Source organism: Flagellimonas abyssi (assembly GCF_019457905.1).
Lineage (GTDB): Bacteria > Bacteroidota > Bacteroidia > Flavobacteriales > Flavobacteriaceae > Flagellimonas > Flagellimonas abyssi.
In genome coordinates this window covers 43,743-66,282 of sequence record NZ_JAHZSV010000010.1, presented here as the reverse complement: position 1 = coordinate 66,282, position 22,540 = coordinate 43,743, and the positions used below count along the sequence as shown (strand labels likewise).

Sequence of the window (22,540 nt, the reverse complement as noted above, 5' to 3'; positions counted from 1 at the left end):
ACAACTTTATCAAGCTTCCAAAAATGATACAATTTGATCGTTCACATCGTCTTGGTGCATGGAATGCCCTAGTCCTTCGGTACTGACCAATTGGCTCCCTTTCCAATTTTTATTGACGGCGACAGAGGCATGGTACGGTGTAATCAGGTCGTGCTTATCATGGAATAGCAGTCCTTTTTTACTGATGGATTGTGCAAACTTCGATGTGGAAAATTCATTGATTTTGAACCCGAAACGATTCAATACATAATCATCCAAATGTTTCATTACCCTATTGTTGAATTTTAAAATGTTCTGAAAATGCTCCATGATTTCATGGAATTCTGAGGGTGAGCCTATAGTGACCATTTTCTCTACATGGGAACTTGGGTTCTTATATTGGTTGTAAACGATGGTCATGCCACCAACCGAGTGGCCGATAAGGTGCCTTGGGTTGTACTTCATCACCATGTGGTTCACAACTTCCTCATAAAGTGGGACATACAGATGTTTGCCAGAAGAATATCCATGTGAAGGAGCGTCAAAAGCAATAATGTTAAAATCGGCCTCCCTAAGTTTTTTGATCAGGTTGCGCCATCTAAACGTATTGCTCTCCCAGCCATGTACCAATAATACCGTTTCCTTATTCCCTGGCCAACGGTACGATTGTATTTTATGTCCGGCAACATCCTCAACGGTAAGTTTAAAGTCATCCAAATAGGCGGCCTGTTCGGGTTTGATTCTACCTTTTCGCACCGTACAAAATATATGGAAAGCGTCGTCAGCCACTTTTTTGGGGGCTATAAGGCTGTATACATTGAAATATTGTCCGTAGGCCCGGGGAACTATTTTATTGATTAGTTTTTTCATGAGGTTACTTTTTGTAACTTACTCTTAATATGATACTAAAAGTACATATTCCTTTTAGAAAAGAAAAGAAGTGGCGAATCCAAAACCAAGTATATCTATGGAAACTATTGCTGAAAATCAGAAGGTTAGGACTGTAAAAAAATTGGAAAAAATGTTCGGTCACATTGATTTGAAGAATCCTCCCGAGCTATGCCCCGTTCGGGATGTAATGTCCGTGGCTTCTGACCAATGGAGTGTTTTGATACTGTTATGGCTGGGGTACTTTCCCGTACTCAGGTTCAATAAGCTTAAAAAATACGTCTATGGTATATCCAACAAAGTGCTGAGCCAGCGTCTAAAAGTACTGGAAGCTGATGGTTACATTCAACGGAAGGCATATCCCGAAGTGCCCATCCGGGTTGAGTACAGTCTTACCGAATTTGGACAATCCTACGTGGAAAAACTACTGAACCTGGCCGAATGGATGCACGACAACAGTCCAAAAGTATTGGCCAATCGTGAAAAATTCGGATTGTTGTAGTCTTGGGAAGCTATTCCCAGCCCACCATTAAATATTTGATTTTGGCCTCATCGGGAATTTGTACCGCTTCAATATTTGAAGTTGAAAACCGTAAATTTTCAGGGAGTTCTTCTTTGTCAATCGTGAAGTAGAGATTGCTTCCCTTTGGGAGAATCACGATACTTTTCAAGGTGGTCACGATTTTCTTGATATCATATTTGCTCTGGATATCTTTAAACGTACTTTTTAGTCCAATTCCTTTTTCTGATTGATACCGGGAATCCATGATTCTGACATTTTCTATGGTAGGAACACTGTCTGTGTTCACGGTAAGTGTCAAAAGATGTTTGCCCCCTTTTTCAAAAACTTCGAATTTTTTAGGTGAGGCCCCCAAATCTATTTGAACTTGGTCCCCTACTACAGAGTCTTTAGCGAATGTGGTTTCCAGATCGGTTGCCTTAGTATCTTGGGTCAATGGACCAACACTGGTCTCCGTAATCAAAAAAGTAGTGTCTTTTTGGCAAGAGTGGATTAGTATTGTCCCAAAAATTAATGCAATTGCTATACTTGTTTTTTTCATATAAATTATCGAATCACTTTTTTTAACACCCCTAAAACGCCTCTTATGAATGTTGCACTGGTCAAAACTTTGACCACGGGGTTCATTCGGGTACTGGTCCGGCCTGATGATTTTCGGCTCGTTGATTTTTCTTCTTTTTCTTTTTCAGCCTCTTTTTCGGCTCTTTCTATTTTTTCCGTTAAGATTTCGTAAGCACTTTCACGGTCAATCTCTTCATTGTATTTTTTTATCAATTTGGAGTTGTCCAACACATCCTTGATTTCGGAATCGTTCAGAATATCCATTCGGCTCATGGGAGCTCGCATCATGGTAGCTGCCAATGGGGTAGGGCGTCCCTTTTCGTCCAAAGCGGAGACAAGGGCTTCACCAGTTCCCAATGAGGTCAGTACCTCGGCAGTGTCGTAAAACTCGGTTATGGGATAGTTTTGTGCCGTTAGTTGTATCGCTTTGCGGTCCTTGGCGGTGAATGCGCGCAGTGCGTGCTGTATTTTTAGTCCCAATTGTGCCAAAACCTCGTCCGGCACATCAGTTGGGTTTTGCGTAACGAAATAGAGTCCAATTCCTTTGGAACGAATCAATTTAACGATGCTTTCAATTTGGTCCAAAAGAGCCTTACTTGCATTGTCAAAAATCAGATGGGCCTCATCGATAAACAAGACCAGTTCCGGACGCTCACTATCCCCTTGCTCGGGAAAAGTGGCATAGATTTCCGCCAAAAGACTCAACATAAAGGTCGAGAACAATTTGGGACGGTCCTGGATGTCGGTCAAACGGATGATGTTCACATAACCCCGCCCGTTTTCATCGATGCGTGTTAAATCATCCACATCAAAGGATTTTTCTCCAAAGAAAAGGTCAGCACCTTGCTGTTCCAGTTCGATTACTTTTCTCAAAATTGTTCCGGTGGAACTTGTGGAAATTCGTCCGTAAGCTTTTTGAAACTCGTCCTTGCCTGCATCGGTGGCATATTGCAGCACCTTTTTAAAATCCTTAAGGTCGAGTAATGGGAGTTTATGGTCGTCACAGTATTTAAAGATGACAGCAACGATTCCCTCCTGGGTAACGCTAAGATCCAAAATACGGGAAAGCAAAACAGGCCCAAACTCAGAAACGGTGGCCCGCAGTCGAACCCCACCTTGTTTGGAGAGCGACATAATTTCTACAGGGAATCCTTTGGCCTCAAAAGGAAGGCCTATTTTCTTCTGACGCTCATCAATTTTTGGATGGCCCGGACTTGGCTGGGCTATACCGCTCAAGTCTCCTTTAAGGTCCATGAGCAATACGGGAATCCCTTTGTCGGATAGGTTTTCTGCCAAAACTTGCAGCGTCTTGGTTTTTCCCGTACCCGTTGCTCCTGCAATCAGGCCATGGCGGTTCATCGTTTTCAAGGGAACCTTTACATGGGCATTGGTCAAAGTCTCGCCATCCAGCATTCCTGCTCCCACAGTAATGTAATCGCCCTTCATGGCGTATCCTTGTTCTATATGCTCGAAGAATTTTTCTTTGTTGCCCATAGCGCTCAATTTGCGATAAAAATAGGGTAATTTTAAGCAAAACTAAAAATGAGATTATGAAACATATGCAATGTGCAATCTGGACTGTTTTGTTGAGTTGCTTTATGGCAACCACTTATGCGCAAGAATTCACTGAGATTATTTTTTATAAATCGCACGAACCCAAAAAACAAAATGCACCATTTAGTGATGTGGTACAGGCGGGCAATATGTACTTTTTGGCCGGACAAATAGGTATGGACCAAACAACTCGGACTTTGGTCGAAGGAGGGATTCAAGCAGAGACCCGGCAGGCCATAGAAAATATTAAGGATGTTTTGGCCCAGCATGATTTGACATTGGATAATGTGGTGAAATGTACCGTAATCTTGGCGGATATAGGCGACTTTGCGGCCTTCAACGAGATTTACATCCAATTTTTCACAAAGAAACCGGCAAGGACCACCTTTGCAGCCAGCGGACTTGCGGCCAATGCCCATATTGAGATAGATGTTATTGCCGTAAAGTAGGTGAAACCATAGAAGTGGATTATCTTTGCACCATGGTAGAAGAAAACGTGATGGATTTGGTGGAAAAGGGCTTGATGCTGCCTCTGATGGAAGAATTTTATACCATTCAAGGGGAAGGGTTTCACAAGGGAACAGCCGCTTACTTTATTAGGGTAGGGGGGTGTGATGTGGGTTGCCACTGGTGCGATGTAAAGGAAAGCTGGAATGCCGAGACGCATCCACCCACGGCAATCGATAGTATTGTGGCCAATGCCGAGAAATATTCCGATACCATTGTGATTACCGGCGGAGAACCGCTAACCTGGGATATGGGGCCGCTCACCCAAGGCCTTAAGGAAAAGAATATGAAAATCCATATCGAAACCTCAGGTGCGTATCCATTGACAGGTGTTTGGGATTGGATTTGTCTATCACCCAAAAAGAACAAACTTCCAGAGGGAGAAATCTATAAAAAAGCCCATGAACTAAAGGTAATCGTGTACAATAAGCACGACTTTATCTTTGCTGAAGAACAGGCCGCTCAAGTTGGGGAGGACTGCATTCTTTATCTTCAGCCCGAGTGGAGCGTTCGGGATAAAATGGTTCCGTTGATCGTGGATTATGTGATGAAACACCCCAAGTGGAAAGTTTCCCTACAGACACATAAGTATTTGAATATTCCCTAAACGGAAGTTATCGTCCCCCGTATTTTTGAAGGTCCAAAAGGCACTCAGCATCCAAATCTGGAATCGAGGCCAGTCCTTTGGATGTATTTTTTTCCATCTGTTTGAGCAAAGATGCACCGAACTGCAATTCGGCACGCATTAAACAGCCATCAACATTACAATGGTTTTCAGTTTCTGTGTCCTCATGGTCGTTTACCGATTCTGTGGAAAGGTTCACCAATCCGAACAAATGCCCAAATTCATGAAGAATGGTAGCCGTTTCAACCTCTTCGGTGCTTACGGCAGTGCTACTTCCGGCCATATCTTTAATGGTGGATTCATAAATAACCATGGAGGTGTTTCTGTACACCGCTCCCAAGGTCACCAACCCTTCGCTTTCATCGTCGCTTTCTGCCGGAGCATCAGCAAAATATATGTGAATAGCCAAGGTTGAGCCGTTATTATATTCATCTCTGTTCTCCTTTTCCAATTCCACTACCTCATCAAGCGATAAACTATCCTCGTTGGGAGAGGAAACAGCAGAATATGTAAATTCAATAATTTCTTTGTGGGTACGCGCTCTTAAAAACTCCTCAAAATTGGCTATGGCTCCGGCAGTAGGGGCAAAACCGGTCACATAATCTATTTCTATCAAGAGTCTGTCAAAAGTATCATTGGAGAGAAAATCCCTTGCGGATGCACCTGTGGTCAAGCGATTTCCGGCCATAAGGTTGGTGTTGGATTCTGGTGATGAAACATCGGCATCCTTGGAACAACTTATCAGTAATCCAAAACTACAAAGGGCAAAAAGGACAATTTTTTTCATGATCAACTAATATACAATAGAACGTTCCATATTGGAAACTAGTATTATTTTAAAGTGAGTTTGGCCAAATAGTCGTAATGTTCGCCCGATAGTATAAGTTCACAATTAAGACCGTTCGACTCACAAGCATTTTGCAATGTATTTATATCTACGTAAACCCAATCAAAAGGTTTGCTTTTATGTCCTTTGTATTCCATTTCAAATTCAACCTCACCATAATAGCTTCCATCATCCGGAATCCAGTAGCCGCCATCATCATCCTGTTCAAACATATACACGATATCACTGGAATCGAGCAATATTTGACCATTGGGTTGCAATAAGGACGCCAAATGTTGTAAAAAGGCACTTAAATTTTTCAGTTTTCCTGCCAGTCCAACACCGTTCATCAACAATAGTAAAGTGTCAAAATTTTCCTCCGAGTAGTTCAGAATTGAGTTTTTTACGGTTGATTCCACACCGCGAGCCTTGCATACGGAAATGGCGCCTTCAGAATTGTCCAAGGCCGTTACCTTAAGTCCCTTATTTTGAAGGTAAAGGGAATGGCTTCCGGCCCCGGCCCCGATATCCAATACGTTTCCCCGTGCCAATTCCAAGGCTTTCTGCTCAATCTTGGGCATTTCATCAAACGTTCGGAACAAATAGGGAACAGGAATCACATCTTCTTCGTCCAAAGATGAAAAGGTTTTTATGTCCTCCGTATATTGGCCGTTTTGATAATCTTTCAAGGCCATTCCAAAAACATCTATCATGATTCGGGTTTGTTTCTGCAAAGGTGGGACTTTAATTGCTTAGAAAGGTTTAAAATGGATAAGTTTGTGCCCTATGGAAGAAGTGTTGAAGGAATTACCGCAAAAGGCCAGGGAGAAACATTCCGAGAACAAAAAGTTCTTCGCCAAGCTGAAAAAACGTCCGCCAAAGGATTTGGATTACACCATGCAGGAATTGCACGAGGCCGAGTTTGAGCGTACCGATTGCCTTACCTGTGCCAATTGCTGCAAGACCACGGGCCCGTTGTTCACCAATGCCGATGTTGAACGTATCGCCAAACACTTTAGGATAAAACCCTCGCAATTTATTGATCAATTTTTAAGGGTAGATGAAGAGAACGATTATGTGCTGCAAAGCGTACCCTGTACCTTTTTGGGCGCTGATAATTACTGTTCCATTTATGACGTACGCCCCAAAGCTTGTCGCGAGTTCCCGCATACGGACCGAAAAAAATTCCAACAGATTTCCAACCTCACTTTAAAAAATGTAGCCATTTGCCCGGCAGCTTTTAACATTGTTGAAGAAATGAAAAAGGCCATCAAATTTTAATGATTTGCTATATTTGAAGGAATGGAGCAACTGATTTCTTATTTTGAGACCATCCCTTCTTTGCACCGAAGCTTGATTTTGGTGGGAGGCATCACTTTTTTCTGGGTTTTGGAAGGAATTGTTCCCTTGTTCAACGTGCCCTATAAAAAATGGAGGCACTCGGTTCCCAATTTCTTTTTTACGCTCACCACGATTATTGTGAATTTTCCGTTGGCGTTTTTGTTGTTGAAGTCTTCGGACTGGGCGGTGGAAAACCAATTTGGGATCATTAATTGGTTGCCCGATATGCCGTTGTGGCTTTATGTGCTCCTCGGTGTGATGCTCTTGGACCTTATCGGGGCCTACGCAGCGCATTGGGTGGAGCATAAGATAAAGCCTCTGTGGATGGTACATTTGGTACATCATTCCGATCATAATGTGGACACCACTACGGCGAACCGTCACCATCCCTTGGAAAGTTTGATAAGATATGCGTTTACCCTTGCGGGCGTGCTGATTGTTGGAGCACCCATTGGCATCATTATGTTGTATCAAAGCTTGTCGGTCGTGTTTTCACAGTTCAACCATGCGAATATTCGCTTGCCCAAAAAGGTGGATAATGCCATGAGCTGGATTATTGTTAGCCCCGATATGCACAAAGTGCACCATCATTATCAATTGCCCTATACCGATTCCAACTACGGAAATATCTTCTCCATTTGGGACCGTTTGTTCGGCACCTATATGTCCATGGACCCCAAGGATATCGTGTACGGTGTGGATACCTTCCCCGACGAAAAGGAGAATGCGAGCATCAAAGGACTGCTAAGACAACCTTTCCATAAGTATCGAAGATCAACTACAGATGGATTTGCCAAAAAATAAAGTATTCGTTAATATGAGAAGGATTGTCCTCTTTATTATTGTTACTATTTGTTTTTCTTATGAAGGTTTAAGTCAGAAATATAATAAGGAAGACATAATGGGAGCTTGGACAGCTTATAAAGAAACAACTCTAGAAGGGGATGATGGAAGCTCAATTACGTTTAGTGGTGAACCGTTTAAAGTCAAACTTGATTTGGTCTTTTATGACAATAGCAAAGTTAAACGTATTAATTGGATTGAAGAATTGGATACTGTTTATTCACTCAAAAAGGATACACTTCGGATCTCTCATTTTATTTATACGATTAAAAAACTTACCCTCGATGAACTTGTCTTGAAGGAGGAAAAGCTGATGGGAAATTTAATTTATCTCCATCGGAATTCTGAGAATTAATCATAGATCAAATACTTCGCCCTGATTTTTTTGAAGCCTTCCAAATCCTCCTGCCAGGTGGCCTTGATTTCTTCGTTGGAGAGTCCTTCCTCAATCTGTTTTTGAAGCAGGGGCGTGCCCGCGTGTTTGGTAAAACCGTCGGTCAAAAAGAAGTTGGACTTCTCCAAGGTGTTGTTGTAGGCATCAATGATCCATTGCATGGTCATCTCGTTCATCCTTGGCGTATCGGCCAGGTCACGACCGTAACAGGTTTTGCCTTCCTCTTTGGGGTATTTGGAGCCGAAATTGGGCTCGGGCACATAACTGAAATCGTAGGCAGTGCTGTCCATAAAAGATGCCCCGTAGCGCTGAAACTGGAATTCGGTGCCACGCCCCGCATTGACGTTGGTGCCCTCAAACAATCCCAAACTGGGATACAAAGTAATCGAAGTATCGTTGGGTAAGTTCGGAGAAGGCCGTATGGGCAGGTGGTATTCCGATTCGTGGGTGTAGTTCTCCAGTTCAATCACGGTCAAATCAGCTTTGCTGCCATTTTCCAGCCATCCTTCGCTATTCAGCATTTTTGCGTATTCGCCCATCGTCATCCCATACACCAAAGGAATCGTGTTCAGACCCAAGTAGCTGGTGTGTTCCTCCATCATGGTGGGGCCGTCCACATAATGTCCGTTGGGATTGGGGCGGTCCAAAACAATAACGGGAACGTCATTTTCGGCACAGGCTTCCATCACCAATTGCAGGGAAGCAATAAACGTATAGAACCGCACGCCCACATCTTGAATATCAAAAACAACCACGTCCAAATCGCTCAGTTGTTCTTTTGATGGTTTCCTGTTTTTTCCATACAGCGAGATAATGGGCAATCCCGTTTGGGTATCAACCCCATCTTTTACATGTTCTCCGGCATCAGCAGTGCCCCGAAACCCGTGCTCGGGGGCAAAGACTTGTTTAATATGAACCCCTAAGGATAGCAAAGAATCCACCAAATGGGTGTTCTCTTGTTCCTTGAAGATTACACTGGTTGGATTGGCGACCACACCTACTTTTTTCCCTTGTAAAAGCGGGAGATACGCCTCGGTTCGGTTGGCCGCCACTTTTATGGGAGCCGGCACTTCACTTGAAGGTTCTGAATTTGAAATTGTTTCTTTTTGCTGTCCCTTGCACGAGGAACCTATTAAAAACAACAATAAAACTGTACTTTTGAAACGATATAAAATGGGCATTCGTTGAATTTAGAATTATTTATTGCCAAACGCCTTGTTACAGGGAAGGAACATAAAATTAGTATTTCCGCCCCGATAATAAAAATCGCCATTGCCGCCATTGCGATCGGGGTGGTGATGATGCTCATTGCCATTGCTACGGGCATTGGTCTTAAAAACAAGATTCGCGAAAAGGTTGCCGCCTTTAACGGGCATATTCAGATTTCCAGTTTCGACAATAACAATTCCGAGGTTTCCCTTTCACCTGTTTCCATTGATCAGGATTTTTATCCCGAATTCAAGAACGTAACAGGCGTAAGGCATGTGCAGGCTGTGGCCACCAAAGGTGGAATTATACGAACTGCCGATACGTTCGAAGGAATGTTGGCCAAGGGCGTGGGCTCCGACTACGATTGGAACACATTTGAGGAATATCTGGTCGACGGTCGATTGCCAAATTATAGCGGAGATCTCAATGAAGAGGTGCTCATATCCAGTTTAATGGCCAATAGGTTGCAGTTGAAAGTCGGCGATAGCTTCTTTTCCTTTTTTCTTAGAGAAGGGGATGCGTCCAAGCCACCGAACAACCGCAGGTTTGAAATCGTGGGTATTTATGATAGCGGTTTTGAGGAGTTTGACGAAACCTATGTTTTTGTGGATATCCGCCATATTCAGTTGATGAACCGATGGGAGGAGGATGAAATCGGGAACTTTGAGGTGTTTTTGGACGATTTTGATCAAATCGATGAAAAGACGAACGAGATCTATAATAATACGCTCTCCGTTTTAGACACGCAAAACATCAAAAGCAAATACTTCCGCATTTTTGAATGGATCGGTCTGTTTGATTTTAATATTGCCCTGATCATCGGCATTATGATTATTGTTGGAGGGATCAATATGATCACGGCTTTGCTGGTCCTGATTTTGGAACGTACCCAAATGATCGGCATTTTGAAAGCCCTGGGTTCCGCCAATTGGAGCATCCGAAAAGTATTTTTGTACAACGCGGCCTATTTGATTGCTATCGGACTTTTTTGGGGCAACCTGATCGGTCTCGGGGTCATTTTCCTTCAGAACAAATTTCGAATGTTCAAGTTCCCGAATCCCGAGGAATATTATATTGATTATATCCCAGTGCATATGGATGCGCCCACTGTGCTATTGCTGAATGTCGGGGTGATGTTGCTTTGTTTGTTGATGCTTTTGATTCCATCGTATATCATCACAAGGATAACACCCGTAAAGGCCATCCGGTTCGAGTAGAAGATGTTGCCCAACTTGGTGTTTATCATTCTAAATTGATAACTTGTCCATCAAAATAACCCACCATGAAAATTCAATTTACCTCTACCCTTATTGCATTGCTTTTTGTTGCTTCTGTTTCCGCGCAAAAACTTTCCCGAACAGAAAAAAAGATTGTCTCTACCATAGAACGGAACAATGCCGAAGCCATAGATTTTTTGGAAAAGGTAGTGAACATTAACAGTGGCACCCTTAATGCCGAAGGCGTGAAAAAAGTGGGCATGGTTTTTAAGGACGCCTTTGACAATATAGGGTTTGAGACCCAATGGATAGAAATGCCCTCCGAAATGAACCGTGCAGGGCACCTTTTTGCCGAAACCACGGGAACCAAAGGAAAAAAACTATTGCTGATCGGGCATTTGGACACTGTTTTTGAAGAAGATAGTCCATTTCAAACTTTTGAAATGGTAAACGACAGCATTGCCCATGCTCCGGGCGGCAACGATATGAAAGGCGGCGATGTTATTGTGCTGTATGCCTTAAAAGCATTGTCCGATAACGGTCTGCTGGATGATGCCCAGATTATTGTAGCATTTACAGGGGATGAAGAAAGTACGGGAAAACCTTTGTCCATAAGTAGAAAAGATCTGATCGATGCGGCGAAACGAAGCGATATTGCCCTTGGTTTTGAAACTTCTACAGGATTTAACTATGCTACGGTGGCCAGAAGAGGTGCCTCCGGTTGGTCGATTGAGGTAGAGGGAAAACGTGCCCATTCCTCTGGTATTTTTAGTGAAGGCACAGGTGCTGGCGCCATTTTTGAAATGTCACGAATCCTTCATCAATTTTATACCGATGTCAAAGGTGAAGACTTATTGACCTTCAACCCTGGTGTTTTGCTTGGGGGCACCTTCGTAAATTATGATGAATTGACCAGCAAGGGCGATGCCTTTGGAAAAACCAACGTGGTCGCGCAAAAAGCCGTGGTAAAAGGAGGGCTTCGATTTATATCCGAAGAGCAAAAGGAGCGTGCCAGGGAAAAAATGAGGGAGATCGTTGCCAATAACCTACCGCAAACCTCGGCCAGCATTAGTTTTACGGATAGTTATCCTGCCATGCAGCCCACAGAAGGCAATCTAGCCTTGCTCGAAACCCTGAACGAGGTGAGTTTAGATTTAAAACAAGGCGAAGTCTTGGCCTACGACCCAGGGAGAAGGGGAGCGGCCGATGTTTCGTTCGTTGCAGAGTACGTGGATGGACTGGACGGGCTTGGAACCATGGGCAACAATGCGCATACCCCTCAAGAAACCGTTAACCTGAACACTATTGAAGCCTTGACCAAACGTACAGCTATTCTCATCTACCGATTGATAAACACCAAATAATGGTTACACTCAGCACAAATAACACTTTCGTAAAAATTGATAAAGGAGAGTTGGTAGGTTATGAAGTAAATGGGCATCAATTTATCCACCAAAAGGGAAGCCCTGGATGGGGTAGTGTGGATACGGAAATGTTTCCCATCATCGGTCCCGTTAACGAGGCCAATTTTCGGGTAAAAACACCTAAAGGTGAAGCGATACAAGATCAACACGGGCTTTTGCGTCAAATGGAGTACGACTTGGAGCAGCAAACTGCTACTTCTGCCGTTTTTGCAAAGCAATATCAATCGGGCACCGAGGTTTCCAATTCAAAGTTCCCCGAAAAATCAACTGAAGCCGTTTTGTCTTGGCCCTACGATTTTAGGTTCGAGAAATCTTTTTTGTTGACCGATGAGGGCCTCGAAATTCATTTCAAAATTTCGGGAGAACAGGGGATGCCCTTTATGTTGGGATATCATCCAGCTTTCAAACTACATTCAGAATCACCGGTCATTATCGCGAAGGATAAAGAAATTTCTTTGGAAGCGGTTTTGGCTGTTGGGAATCGAGCGCTTCCCGTGGAGGATTGCAGTTCCATCACACTAAAAGATGAGAAACAAATCACCATTGAGACCGAAGGTTTTGGAAATTTTATGTGCTGGACCGAAGTTCGGAATATGGTCTGCATTGAACCCATATCATTTTATCCCTATGCCGTGGATCAGACCGAACTGCATCAAGGATTTCAAAAACTGGATGACACGGCTGAATTTAAAGTTGTTCTGAAACCAAAAGCATAGCTTTACTTCGATCTATTGGGCCAACATTTGGCTCTTGTCCTGTTTTAACAAGTATTGGGTGAGAATACTCTCCGTTTCCACCGTATGTTTTTGTGGGGTGATAAAGGCTTCCACATCTTCTAGGGTTGATATTTGAATATCGGTGTCGATAAAGCCAAAGCCCTTATAAATGCCGTCCACGATTAATATCACGGCATTTTCGTTTGCATCCCTTCCTTTTTCTTTGATGATCCGTATTTCGGAAGTCAATAGTTTCATATGTGCAATCGCTGCCTCCACTTTGTGGTTGTAGTCGTACACCGCTTCCTCTCCCCGGCAAATTCCTTGGCAGGTATTTATTTCGTGATGGGAACAGGCCGCGTTGGTCTGTTGTAAATGGCAATATCGGGGGCAGAGCGAAAAAGCTTTGCATACTTCTTCCAGGTAAGCTCTGCATTGCGTTTGGTTATGAATCACTTTTAATGGGTTGGGGGCCCCTTTAATGTTGTTATAAGCTAGGTGCGTAATCCCATTTCGGTCCTCGTAGGTAAAAATGGCATACTGCCTGCCCGGTTTTTTTTGTGCACGGTTGTAGGGCGGGAACAACCTTTTTATTTCTGCAGATTCCATCAACAGAGCGACCAGTTCGCTGCCAGATAGTTTGAAATCGATATGGGCCGTCTCCGCACACATTTGGATTTCTTTACGGCTCTTGTCATAAAAGTGCCCCAACACCCGTTTTTTTAGGTTGATGGCCTTGCCCACATAGATGATTTCCCCTTTCTGGTTCAGAAAATAATAGATGCCAGGCTTCTGCGGAATTTTATCGAAAACAGCTTTGGGCAAATGTGGAGGAAGGGTGGCCTCTTGACTTCTAGCATTTAGAAATTTTTTAAAGACCTCTTCAGCTTTGGGATTTTTTAGAAGTTTTTCAAACAAAAGTACCGTGGCGTGGGCATCTCCCCTGGCACGATGGCGGTCGACCAGCGGAATTTGAACGGCCGAACACAATTTCCCCAAACTGTAGGAGCGTAGCCCGGGAATCAATTGGCGCGATAAACGCACCGTGCAGAGCTTTTTTCGTGTAAAATCAATTCCAATTTGTCGGAACTCCTCTTTGATCACACCATAATCAAAATTAACGGAGTGGGCCACAAAAATGCATCCCTCGGTAATTTTTAGGACCGTATCGGCAATTTCCCGAAAAGTGGGTGCATTTTGCACCATGTGATCATCGATTCCCGTAAGTCCTGTTATAAAATAGGGAATGGGACTTTGCGGGTTGACCAGGGACGTAAACTCGTCCACGATCTGTCCGCCATCATATTTAAAAATAGAAATCTCGGTAATCTTGTTGCCCTTGATTCCGTTTCCCGTGGTTTCTATGTCGATTATGGTGTACAAGTCTAAAAAAAATTGCACCTAAAGTTAGGGTTTTATGAGCACTTGATAAGTCCATACAAAGAACATACCTAGAATTGGTTTGGATAAAGTTGGTACGATTTTGAACTAATGCCGCCCTAGTTTTATGTAACATAAATTTACTTACATAAATCAGTGAAATTACTTTCAGTTTTAACGAATTGATAGAATTAAGTCACGTTAAATAAGAATAACAGGGCTGATTGGTCAACATAATATCAAAACCGGATAATATTTCCAGAAATCTTCTGAGCCATAAGTTTACATTTACAAGTGTAAAATTAACGCTTATTAATCTTTAAATCAATATTAACGATGCTGAGCAATGGTTTTTACAGGAAAAATTAACTCAACTAATTAACATGTATTATGAAATTGGCTAACTTTTTATTTAAAGAATGTCTAGGGACCAATTGTCTTAAAAAGCAGCTTGTACTTTCCTTGTTTTGCGTTTTTGTGGCGCAAGCTGGGTTTTCTCAACAGACGGTTACAGGTAACATTACAGATGAGCAAGGGATACCCATTGCAGGAGCTGCGGTGTTGGAAAAGAACACCGCCAACGGTACGGCTACCGATTTTGATGGAAATTATGAGATTACCACCTCGCAATCCGATGCGGTGTTGGTATTTTCTTATTTAGGTTTTGTAAGTCAGGAAATTCCCGTACAAGGAAAATCCACAATTAATGTGGTCCTCAAGGAGGATCTTCAACAGCTCTCGGAAGTAGTTGTAATTGGTTACGGTACGCAAAAACGTGCCGATGTAACCAGTTCTGTGGCAACTGTAAAGTCTGAAGACTTTGTACAGGGAAATGTAAAGGATGCGGCGCAACTTATTCAAGGTAAGGTTGCCGGTCTGTCCGTTTCGGCACCTTCGGGCGACCCCACGGAAGGTACGCAAATCAACTTAAGGGGGTTCTCCTCTTTAACTGGAGGGTCTAACCCATTGGTTTTGGTTGATGGAGTTCCCGGAAGTTTAAATACTGTGGCACCAGAAGACATTGAATCCATTGATGTGCTAAAAGATGGTTCTGCAACTGCCATTTATGGAACGCGTGGTACCAATGGTGTAATCATCATTACCACAAAAAAGGGTAGTGCAGATATGAAACCGACCATTGAATATAATGGATATGCATCTTTGTCCACAATCGCTGATAGATTGAACTTCTTGGATGCTGGAGAGTTGAGACAAAAATTCAATGAAGGTTACACTTTTAATGGAGCAAATGTTCAGGACTTTGGGTCTGATACCGATTGGGTCGACCAAATTACCCGCGATGCCTACAGTCAAGTTCACAACCTTATTTTTAGGGCAGGTAATTCAACTTCCAATATGACGGCCTCCTTAAACTATAGGGATCTTGAAGGGATTTTTCTAAAATCCGATAACAAGAGACATACGGCAAGAGTAAGTGTGAACCATGCCATGTTCGACAACCGATTGAAAGCAAATGTTGGTGTAATATTGAGCGAACAGACCTTTAATGCCCTGGGTGATGGAGCAAGCTTTAACCCGTACATATACAGACAGGCCCTGATAAGAAATCCGACGGAGCCTGTTTACAACGAAGATGGAACTTGGTACGAGAGAGATGTGTATTTCTACGACAACCCTGTTGCCTATATACAGGAAACCATTGGTCAGAACAGGTATAGGAACACTAGATTCGATTTTTCCTTAAGCTACGACTTTGGAGACCATGTTACGGTCAAAGGACTGTATACGCGTAAGGGAAATTCAAATATCAGAGGTTTTTACCAGACAAAGAACCATGTTTCCACTACTAAAAACGGCCAAGAAGGCTTTGCTTCAAGGGGGACCAATGATTATGTTGGAAACTATGGGCAGTTTACCATGGATTACGACAACAGTTTCGGAAAACACAAGGTGACAGGTCTAGTTGGGTACAACTATGAAGACAATACCACTGAGGGCTTTTGGGCAACCAACCGTCGTTTCCCAACGGATGGTTTTACCTACAATAACTTGGGTAGCGGTCAAGGACTTCAATTGGGTGAAGCAGGAATGGGAAGTGAAAAGTATTCCGATAAACTGATAGCATTTTTCTCAAGGGTCACCTACAACTACGATGATCGTTATCTTTTAATGGCAAGTATGCGCCGTGAAGGATCTTCCAGATTTGGTGAAGATAACAAATGGGGTAATTTTCCTGGTATTTCATTAGGTTGGCGCGTAGATCAGGAATCTTTCGCGGATAACTGGGATTGGCTGTCCAATCTTAAGTTAAGAACAGGTTTTGGTATCACAGGGATCAATGCAGGAGCTAATTACCAAGCTTTGAGTGGGCTAACGTATGGAGATTATTTCTTGAACAATGGCCAATGGGTAAGAGAATTGGTACCGTCCCGTAACGCAAATCCAAACCTGCGTTGGGAGAAAAAGGAAGAGTTTAACCTAGGATTGGATTTTGGGGTGCTAGATGGCCGCATCAATGGTTCCGTAGATTACTACAACAGAACCACGAAGGATGCACTGCTGAATTATAGCGTACCGACACCTCCCTATTTTTATGGAGAGATAGCGGCGAACGTAGCTCAGATTAAAAATACAGGTCTGGAATTCCTATTGAACGTGACCCCTTTTCAAACGGATAATTTTGAATGGACCGCTAACCTTACCTATTCCACGAATACCAACGAAGTAGTGTCATTGTCCAACGGCGAGTTCCAATTGACCAATGATTTCTTTGATGAGGGATATACAGGCGAGCCTATTCAAATCGAAACTCATAGAATTCAAGAGGGACAACCAATTGGTAATTTCTTTGGATTAAAAAGTGTGGACATTACCGAAGACGGTATTTGGGTCATAGAACGTCCTGATGGCACACTTGTTCCTGCAACCGAGGCCACTACCGACGATAGACAAGTACTGGGCAACGGTTTGCCAAAAGCCTACTATAGCTGGAACAACACGGTTAAGTATAAAAACTGGGACTTGATGGTAAATTTAAGAGGAGCATTGGATTATCAAATATTGAACTTTTCCAGAATGTTCTATGAAAACCCAACTATCAGCTACAATACATTGGACTCCGCCTATGATATGGTATATGGAAAAGCTGTCCTGCAAGATGTGCAACGATTTGTAAGCTACTATGTGGAAGACGGGGATTTCTTAAAGATAGACAACGTTACCTTGGGATACACACTGCCCAAGGATGCCATCAAGTTTGCCCAAAGCTTCCGTATTTATGCATCAGGACTGAACTTGGCGACTATTACGGGATATAAGGGGATAGACCCAGAAGTAAATAGAAACCGCACTCCTAACGATGGAATTGTTCCAGGAAATGATAACAGGGATAAGTACCCCTCTATCAGAACATTTACATTGGGGATCAACTTCACATTCTAAAAAAAATATTATGAAAAATATATTAAACAAAGTGAATTCACTTAGACCAAAAATTTTGACGCTCCTGGCAAGTTTATTACTCTTGCCAATAGCCTGTACCGACTTGGAGGAAGAAGTGTTCTCGGAAGTGACAGAATCCTCTTTTGTGCCTTCGGAATCCGATATCATTTCGGTTATGGCATCCGCTTACACGCCAATGCGATTTGTAATGGGTTGGCAAGGATATTTTGATTTGCAGGAAGAGCCCGGCGATATGTTCGTGACTCCAACACGGCCCAATGGTTGGGATGATGGAGGTACATACAAAAGAATGCACTTTCATGAATGGACAGAGACCCAATGGCAACCAAGAAACACATGGATAACCTGTTTCAATGGAATCAATAGTGCCAATAGGGTAATTCTACAAGTAGAATCTGGAGAACTACCGGTGAGCGAAGAGCAGGCATCTGCCATTATTTCAGAAATGAGGGCCTTGAGGGCATTGTACTATTCTATGTTGGTGGATACCCATGGCAACGTTCCCATTATAGCAAGTTATAGTGATGAACTTCCGGTACAGAGTCCACGTGCAGAAGTGTACAACTTTATTGTATCCGAGTTGACAGAGGTTATACCCAACCTAACCGAGGTCGTAGATCAATCAACCTATGGTCGTATGACGAAGTGGGCAGCTTATCATGTTCTGGCACGTGTGTATTTAAATGCCGAGGTATATACAGGAACCGCCCAATGGGACAATGTTATCGATGCATGTGATGAAATTATATCCAGCGGGGCTTTTGAGCTATCGTCAAATTACTCCGATATCTTTAGTACAGAGAATCAGGGAAATCCAGAAATGGTTTTCGCGATTCCTTACGATCAAATATTTGCTGGCGACTGGAATGCCCATATGAAAATGCTTTTGCCAGATCATAGATTGGTTTTTGATATGCAGGCCCAACCTTGGGGAGGGTCTAGTTGTAATCCACAATTTATAGATAGTTATGATACCAATGATAAACGTTTGGCGGATACCTGGTTGATGGGAGACCAATTGAACGCTTCCGACGGTAGTGTGGTAATGACCCTCAGAAAGGAAATGCCAAGTATTTATGATTGCGAATTTACAGACGGTTTCAGATGTGGTAAATACGAAATAGAATCCGGAGCTACAGCAGGACTCAGCGTTGACTTCCCTTTTCTGAGGTATACAGATGTACTTATGATGAAGGCCGAAGCCCTCTTAAGAACCAATCGTGCCGATGAAGCAGCTACCATAGTAACGCAGGTTCGTCTACGTTCTTTTGAAGATCCTGCCGAGGCCACCGTTACAGGAACTGAACTTGAAGGGGATACTACTGTGGAGTATGGAACCTTGGCCGAAGATGGAACCATAGATCAACCAGGAGACCAATCTGCTGTACCATACGGCCGCTTTTTGGACGAATTGGGATGGGAGTTCGCTGCAGAGGCAAGAAGAAGGTCCGATATGATTCGATTTGGTGTGTACCAGACAAAAAATTGGTATAACCATACCCCTCAAGGAGACTACACAATCCTATTTCCCATAGGCTTGGAAGAACTTAACACCAACACAAACCTGAGCCAGAATCCTGGCTACTAGGGAAAAGGTGTAGACGATAAAACAAATTGTTGTAATTGTTTTGAGTTTGTTATTTAGTGCATAAGCGGATGGGATTTCCCATCCGTTTTTTTTATATCGATATGGATTTTAAAATTGCGCCCGGAATTGGGTGGGAGAACAGCCTTTCAATTCCTTGAATTTTCTGTTAAAGTTGGCAATGTTGTTAAATCCGCATTGATCGGAGATTAATGAAATAGCCAGTTCTGGACTTCCAAGAATCAGTTTACAGGCATTTTCTATTCGAATCTCAATAAGAAACTGAAAAAAAGTCTTGTTCGTCCGTTTTTTAAAATACCGGCAAAAAGCATTTTTGCTCATATTGGCCACATCGGCTATTTCATCTAAACTGATAGGCTCGTGGTAGCGGTCCATGGCATATTTAAAAACATCGTTCATACGCTTGCCCTCATCATCGGAAAAAGACTTGCGATAAACAAATGAGGACAGGGGCGTTGTTTGGGATTGTGTTATACGGTTTATAATGACCAACAGAGTGGCTATTTGCTCTATTTTATTTTGAGTTTTTAGTTTGTTGAACTCTCCAATAATGATGTCTTTATTGGATATGACCCGCATTCCAAGTTCCGATTTTTTGAAGAATTCCTTTGTGGATGCAAGGTCTGTAATGCGGAAAAAATCTTTTCCAAAAGAGTTGATGTCAAAAAAAAGAGTGTACATAAGCGATTTTGGAGAAAAGGAAACATCGCTCTTAAAAGCATGTGGGACATATCCTCCTATGACCAAGATATCACCCTCCTTGTAATCACTAATGGAGTCGCCTACGATCAAAGATCCTGCACCTTTGGCAATATAACTTATCTGTATTTCTGCATGTTGGTGAAGTTGGTCATAAAAAACCCGTTCCCGATCTACTTGATAGACCAAGGCTTCATCTTTGGGTTTCGGAATTTTAAACGGAAGAACTTTCACTACTTTTTTATGCGAATATCATCATAATAATGACCTGAACCAATATTTGGGTTAATATAGTATCAGTATTCGTTAATAATGAAGCTTATCCTTGAAATTCAGTCATCTATTTTTGTAATCAAAATATATAGCATTATGATACATTGGGAAGGGGTTATGCCCGCTGTAACCACAAAATTCACAAGCGAGGACGAATTGGACCTTGCCATGTTTGAGAAAAATATTAACGCACAACTGGATGCCGGTGTACACGGAATAATACTCGGAGGAACCTTGGGTGAGGCCAGTACTCTCACCAAAGAGGAAAAGGAGACCTTGATAAAAGCCTCGTTAAAGATAGTTCAGGGCAAAGTTCCTGTAATTATCAACATAGCCGAGCAAAGCACAAAAGAAGCCATAGAAGTTGCACAGCATGCAGAAAAGGTAGGGGCGCAAGGGCTAATGCTTTTGCCTCCAATGCGTTACAAGGCAACTGATCACGAAACCGTTGTGTACTTTAAAGCCATCGCAAACAGTACATCTTTACCCATAATGATTTACAATAATCCGGTAGATTATAAAATTGAAGTAACTTTGGATATGATGGAAGAGTTGTCAGAATGTGATAACATCCAAGCCGTAAAGGAATCAACACGGGACATCACCAATGTAATACGTTTAAAAAATCGTTTTGGCGATAGGTTCAAGATATTCACAGGTGTTGATACTTTGGGACTTGAAAGTCTGGTAATAGGAGCAGATGGATGGGTGGCAGGTTTGGTTTGCGCCTACCCAGCGGAAACCGTGGCCATTTACGAACTCGTCAAGGCAGGTAAAATAAACGAGGCCCTGTCCATATATAAATGGTTTATGCCGTTGCTGGAACTGGATATAAGCCCGCAGTTGGTACAGAACATAAAATTGGCCGAAGTAGCTACAGGAATTGGAACAGAAAATGTTAGGGCCCCAAGATTGCCCTTGCAAGGAAAAGAAAGGGAGCGGGTGCTCAAGGTTATTGACGAAGCTATGAAAAACAGACCAAAGCTCCCAGAATATAAAAACCTAAAAAGTGTAGTATGATTACAGGTAAAAACTGTATCGCAGGAGAATTTAGTGCAAATGGAGAGGTTGAGTTCAAGACCATCAACCCTAAACTGAACAAGGAAAACCCCACAACATTTGTAGAAGTAACAAAGGAAGAGATTGAAAAGGCCGTAGATGCTGCATGGGAATCCTTTAAAGTATATAGAAATGTGCCCGGTAAGCAAAGGGCAGATTTTCTCAACGCCATTGCCGATGAGATTTTGGCATTGGACCAAGAGTTGATTGATACCTATACCATGGAATCAGGACTTCCCGAAGGTAGGGCGGTTGGTGAGCGTGGGAGGACCATGAACCAATTGCGCACCTTTGCAAAACTGGTGGAAACTGAGGATTGGAGAGGGAATACATTTGATGCGGCCGAGCCGGATAGAAAACCTTTGCCCAAGGAGGACTTGAGAAAAACAATGATTCCCTTGGGGCCCGTGGCTGTATTTGGAGCAAGTAACTTCCCATTGGCCTATTCAACGGCCGGAGGTGATACGGCAAGTGCACTGGCAGCCGGTTGTCCAGTTATCGTTAAATCCCATCCAATGCACGCAGGTACATCCGAATTGGTGGCTTCTGCCATTGTTAAAGCAGTAGAGAAAACAGGCATGCCCAAAGGAGTGTTTTCCAGTATCAACGGAGGAGTTCAGGCAGGAGTGGATTTGGTAAACCATCCCAAGGTCAAAGCAGTGGGCTTCACAGGTAGTATTACAGGTGGAAGGGCATTGTTCGATATCGCTGCAAAAAGAGAAGAGCCAATCCCTGTATTTGCAGAAATGGGAAGTATCAATCCGGTAATCATAACTCCGGACGCCATATCCCAAAGAGGAGGAGAGATTGCAAAGACTTACGCAGGATCTATCACGTTGGGAACTGGACAATTTTGTACCAATCCAGGTCTGTTGTTGACCATAAAGAATGATAATACAGAAGATTTCATAGCCGAGTTGGCGAAAGAAACGATTGCGTTAGATTCGCAATGCATGTTGCACCCGAACATTAAGAGCGGCTACGAGAAAAAAGAAGCTGATGTAACATCCCAATCTGGGGTTGAAGTGGTGGGTAAAGTAGATGCTGATTTGGAGCCAAACTATGCAGCTTCAGCGGTAGCAACGGTTTCAGGCAGTGAATTTTTGGCCAATCCAAAATTGCACCAAGAAGTTTTTGGCCCATTTTCGTTAGTGGTACAATGTAAGGATGATGCCGAACTCCTTCAAATAATCGAAGGATTGGAAGGGCAGTTGACAGGCACCCTTATCGCGGAAGAGAATGATACCATCAATTTGATAGAGGTAGTGGATGCTTTGCAGAATAGAGTGGGCAGGATCATTTATAACGGTGTTCCCACAGGTGTGGAAGTGTGTCCGTCCATGCAGCACGGAGGACCCTACCCGGCATCTACGGATTCTAGGTTTACCGCAGTTGGTGTGCATGCCATTAATAGATGGGTCAGACCGGTTAGCTATCAATCCTTTCCGCAGTCGTTGTTGCCAGAACACCTCAAGGGATAGAAAATAAAAATAAGA

General features: G+C 42.9%; 21 protein-coding genes. 13 read left to right on the top strand and 8 right to left on the bottom strand.

All coding sequences use genetic code 11. The features are described 5' to 3' along the window. Positions 1–9: 9 nt before the first annotated feature. Positions 10–849 (bottom strand): alpha/beta hydrolase, encoded by an 840-nt coding sequence (locus tag K1F36_RS08745; protein ID WP_220113488.1) that lies wholly within the window; start codon positions 847–849, stop codon positions 10–12. A gap of 97 nt (positions 850–946) precedes the next feature. Between K1F36_RS08745 and K1F36_RS08740 the strand changes: the two genes are divergently transcribed. Beyond that, positions 947–1,369 carry a winged helix-turn-helix transcriptional regulator gene (locus tag K1F36_RS08740; RefSeq protein WP_220113487.1) on the top strand — a complete coding sequence of 141 codons (423 nt, stop codon included), beginning with the start codon at positions 947–949 and terminating at the stop codon, positions 1,367–1,369. Between the two features lie 10 nt (positions 1,370–1,379). On the opposite strand, the gene K1F36_RS08735 is transcribed toward K1F36_RS08740, so the two are convergent. Next, positions 1,380–1,928: a hypothetical protein gene (locus tag K1F36_RS08735; protein ID WP_220113486.1), complete on the bottom strand. Its 549-nt coding sequence runs from the start codon at positions 1,926–1,928 to the stop codon at positions 1,380–1,382. 5 nt (positions 1,929–1,933) lie between these two features. After that, positions 1,934–3,442 carry a helicase HerA-like domain-containing protein gene (locus K1F36_RS08730; RefSeq protein ID WP_220113485.1) on the bottom strand — a complete coding sequence of 503 codons (1,509 nt, stop codon included), beginning with the start codon at positions 3,440–3,442 and terminating at the stop codon, positions 1,934–1,936. Positions 3,443–3,498: 56 nt separating this feature from the next. Here K1F36_RS08730 and K1F36_RS08725 point away from each other — a divergent pair, with 56 nt between their 5' ends. Both K1F36_RS08725 and K1F36_RS08720 read left to right on the top strand, forming a co-directional pair. Continuing rightward, a complete protein-coding gene (locus tag K1F36_RS08725) occupies positions 3,499–3,951 on the top strand; it encodes a RidA family protein (protein ID WP_220113484.1) in 453 nt (150 codons plus the stop codon). Between the two features lie 32 nt (positions 3,952–3,983). Continuing rightward, on the top strand, positions 3,984–4,616 hold the full coding sequence (locus tag K1F36_RS08720; RefSeq protein WP_220113483.1) for a 7-carboxy-7-deazaguanine synthase QueE: 633 nt from the start codon (positions 3,984–3,986) through the stop codon (positions 4,614–4,616). A gap of 7 nt (positions 4,617–4,623) precedes the next feature. Here K1F36_RS08720 and K1F36_RS08715 read toward each other — a convergent pair whose 3' ends face one another. Beyond that, positions 4,624–5,421 (bottom strand): hypothetical protein, encoded by a 798-nt coding sequence (locus K1F36_RS08715; protein WP_220113482.1) that lies wholly within the window; start codon positions 5,419–5,421, stop codon positions 4,624–4,626. A 44-nt stretch (positions 5,422–5,465) separates the two neighbouring features. Beyond that, positions 5,466–6,173 carry a class I SAM-dependent methyltransferase gene (locus K1F36_RS08710; RefSeq protein WP_220113481.1) on the bottom strand — a complete coding sequence of 236 codons (708 nt, stop codon included), beginning with the start codon at positions 6,171–6,173 and terminating at the stop codon, positions 5,466–5,468. A gap of 73 nt (positions 6,174–6,246) precedes the next feature. Here K1F36_RS08710 and K1F36_RS08705 point away from each other — a divergent pair, with 73 nt between their 5' ends. The 3 genes from K1F36_RS08705 to K1F36_RS08695 are packed head-to-tail and all read left to right on the top strand — an operon-like array spanning position 6,247 to position 7,999. Beyond that, positions 6,247–6,741, top strand: coding sequence for a YkgJ family cysteine cluster protein (locus K1F36_RS08705; protein ID WP_220113480.1), 495 nt, complete (start codon positions 6,247–6,249; stop codon positions 6,739–6,741). A 21-nt stretch (positions 6,742–6,762) separates the two neighbouring features. Next, entirely contained in the window at positions 6,763–7,605 is an 843-nt protein-coding gene (locus K1F36_RS08700) for a sterol desaturase family protein (protein ID WP_220113479.1), read from the top strand. Between the two features lie 13 nt (positions 7,606–7,618). Continuing rightward, a complete protein-coding gene (locus tag K1F36_RS08695) occupies positions 7,619–7,999 on the top strand; it encodes a hypothetical protein (RefSeq protein WP_220113478.1) in 381 nt (126 codons plus the stop codon). Here K1F36_RS08695 and K1F36_RS08690 read toward each other — a convergent pair. Next, complete coding sequence (locus K1F36_RS08690) at positions 7,996–9,219, bottom strand: exo-beta-N-acetylmuramidase NamZ family protein (RefSeq protein WP_220113477.1); 1,224 nt, start codon at positions 9,217–9,219, stop codon at positions 7,996–7,998. The genes K1F36_RS08695 and K1F36_RS08690 overlap by 4 nt on opposite strands. Before the next feature lie 3 nt (positions 9,220–9,222). Between K1F36_RS08690 and K1F36_RS08685 the strand changes: the two genes are divergently transcribed. From K1F36_RS08685 to K1F36_RS08675, 3 genes are all read left to right on the top strand, one after another. Then, the gene (locus K1F36_RS08685; RefSeq protein ID WP_220113476.1) at positions 9,223–10,464 is read left to right on the top strand and encodes an ABC transporter permease; all 1,242 of its coding nucleotides are present in this window, start codon (positions 9,223–9,225) and stop codon (positions 10,462–10,464) included. Between the two features lie 65 nt (positions 10,465–10,529). After that, positions 10,530–11,828, top strand: coding sequence for a M20/M25/M40 family metallo-hydrolase (locus K1F36_RS08680; RefSeq protein WP_220113475.1), 1,299 nt, complete (start codon positions 10,530–10,532; stop codon positions 11,826–11,828). Then, positions 11,828–12,604 carry an aldose epimerase family protein gene (locus tag K1F36_RS08675; RefSeq protein ID WP_220113474.1) on the top strand — a complete coding sequence of 259 codons (777 nt, stop codon included), beginning with the start codon at positions 11,828–11,830 and terminating at the stop codon, positions 12,602–12,604. The genes K1F36_RS08680 and K1F36_RS08675 overlap by 1 nt, the downstream gene beginning before the upstream one ends. Before the next feature lie 12 nt (positions 12,605–12,616). On the opposite strand, the gene K1F36_RS08670 is transcribed toward K1F36_RS08675, so the two are convergent. Then, on the bottom strand, positions 12,617–13,987 hold the full coding sequence (locus K1F36_RS08670) for an exonuclease domain-containing protein (protein WP_220113592.1): 1,371 nt from the start codon (positions 13,985–13,987) through the stop codon (positions 12,617–12,619). A gap of 387 nt (positions 13,988–14,374) precedes the next feature. Here K1F36_RS08670 and K1F36_RS08665 point away from each other — a divergent pair, with 387 nt between their 5' ends. Both K1F36_RS08665 and K1F36_RS08660 read left to right on the top strand, forming a co-directional pair. Then, positions 14,375–17,386 (top strand): SusC/RagA family TonB-linked outer membrane protein, encoded by a 3,012-nt coding sequence (locus K1F36_RS08665; RefSeq protein ID WP_220113473.1) that lies wholly within the window; start codon positions 14,375–14,377, stop codon positions 17,384–17,386. 10 nt (positions 17,387–17,396) lie between these two features. Beyond that, the gene (locus K1F36_RS08660; protein ID WP_220113472.1) at positions 17,397–18,995 is read left to right on the top strand and encodes a RagB/SusD family nutrient uptake outer membrane protein; all 1,599 of its coding nucleotides are present in this window, start codon (positions 17,397–17,399) and stop codon (positions 18,993–18,995) included. Positions 18,996–19,103: 108 nt separating this feature from the next. On the opposite strand, the gene K1F36_RS08655 is transcribed toward K1F36_RS08660, so the two are convergent. After that, on the bottom strand, positions 19,104–19,946 hold the full coding sequence (locus tag K1F36_RS08655; protein ID WP_220113471.1) for an AraC family transcriptional regulator: 843 nt from the start codon (positions 19,944–19,946) through the stop codon (positions 19,104–19,106). Positions 19,947–20,081: 135 nt separating this feature from the next. Between K1F36_RS08655 and K1F36_RS08650 the strand changes: the two genes are divergently transcribed. Together K1F36_RS08650 and K1F36_RS08645 are read left to right on the top strand one after the other, a co-directional pair. Next, complete coding sequence (locus tag K1F36_RS08650) at positions 20,082–21,005, top strand: dihydrodipicolinate synthase family protein (RefSeq protein ID WP_220113470.1); 924 nt, start codon at positions 20,082–20,084, stop codon at positions 21,003–21,005. Beyond that, a complete protein-coding gene (locus K1F36_RS08645; protein WP_220113469.1) occupies positions 21,002–22,525 on the top strand; it encodes an aldehyde dehydrogenase (NADP(+)) in 1,524 nt (507 codons plus the stop codon). Before K1F36_RS08650 ends, K1F36_RS08645 begins: the two co-directional genes overlap by 4 nt. Positions 22,526–22,540: the final 15 nt, after the last annotated feature.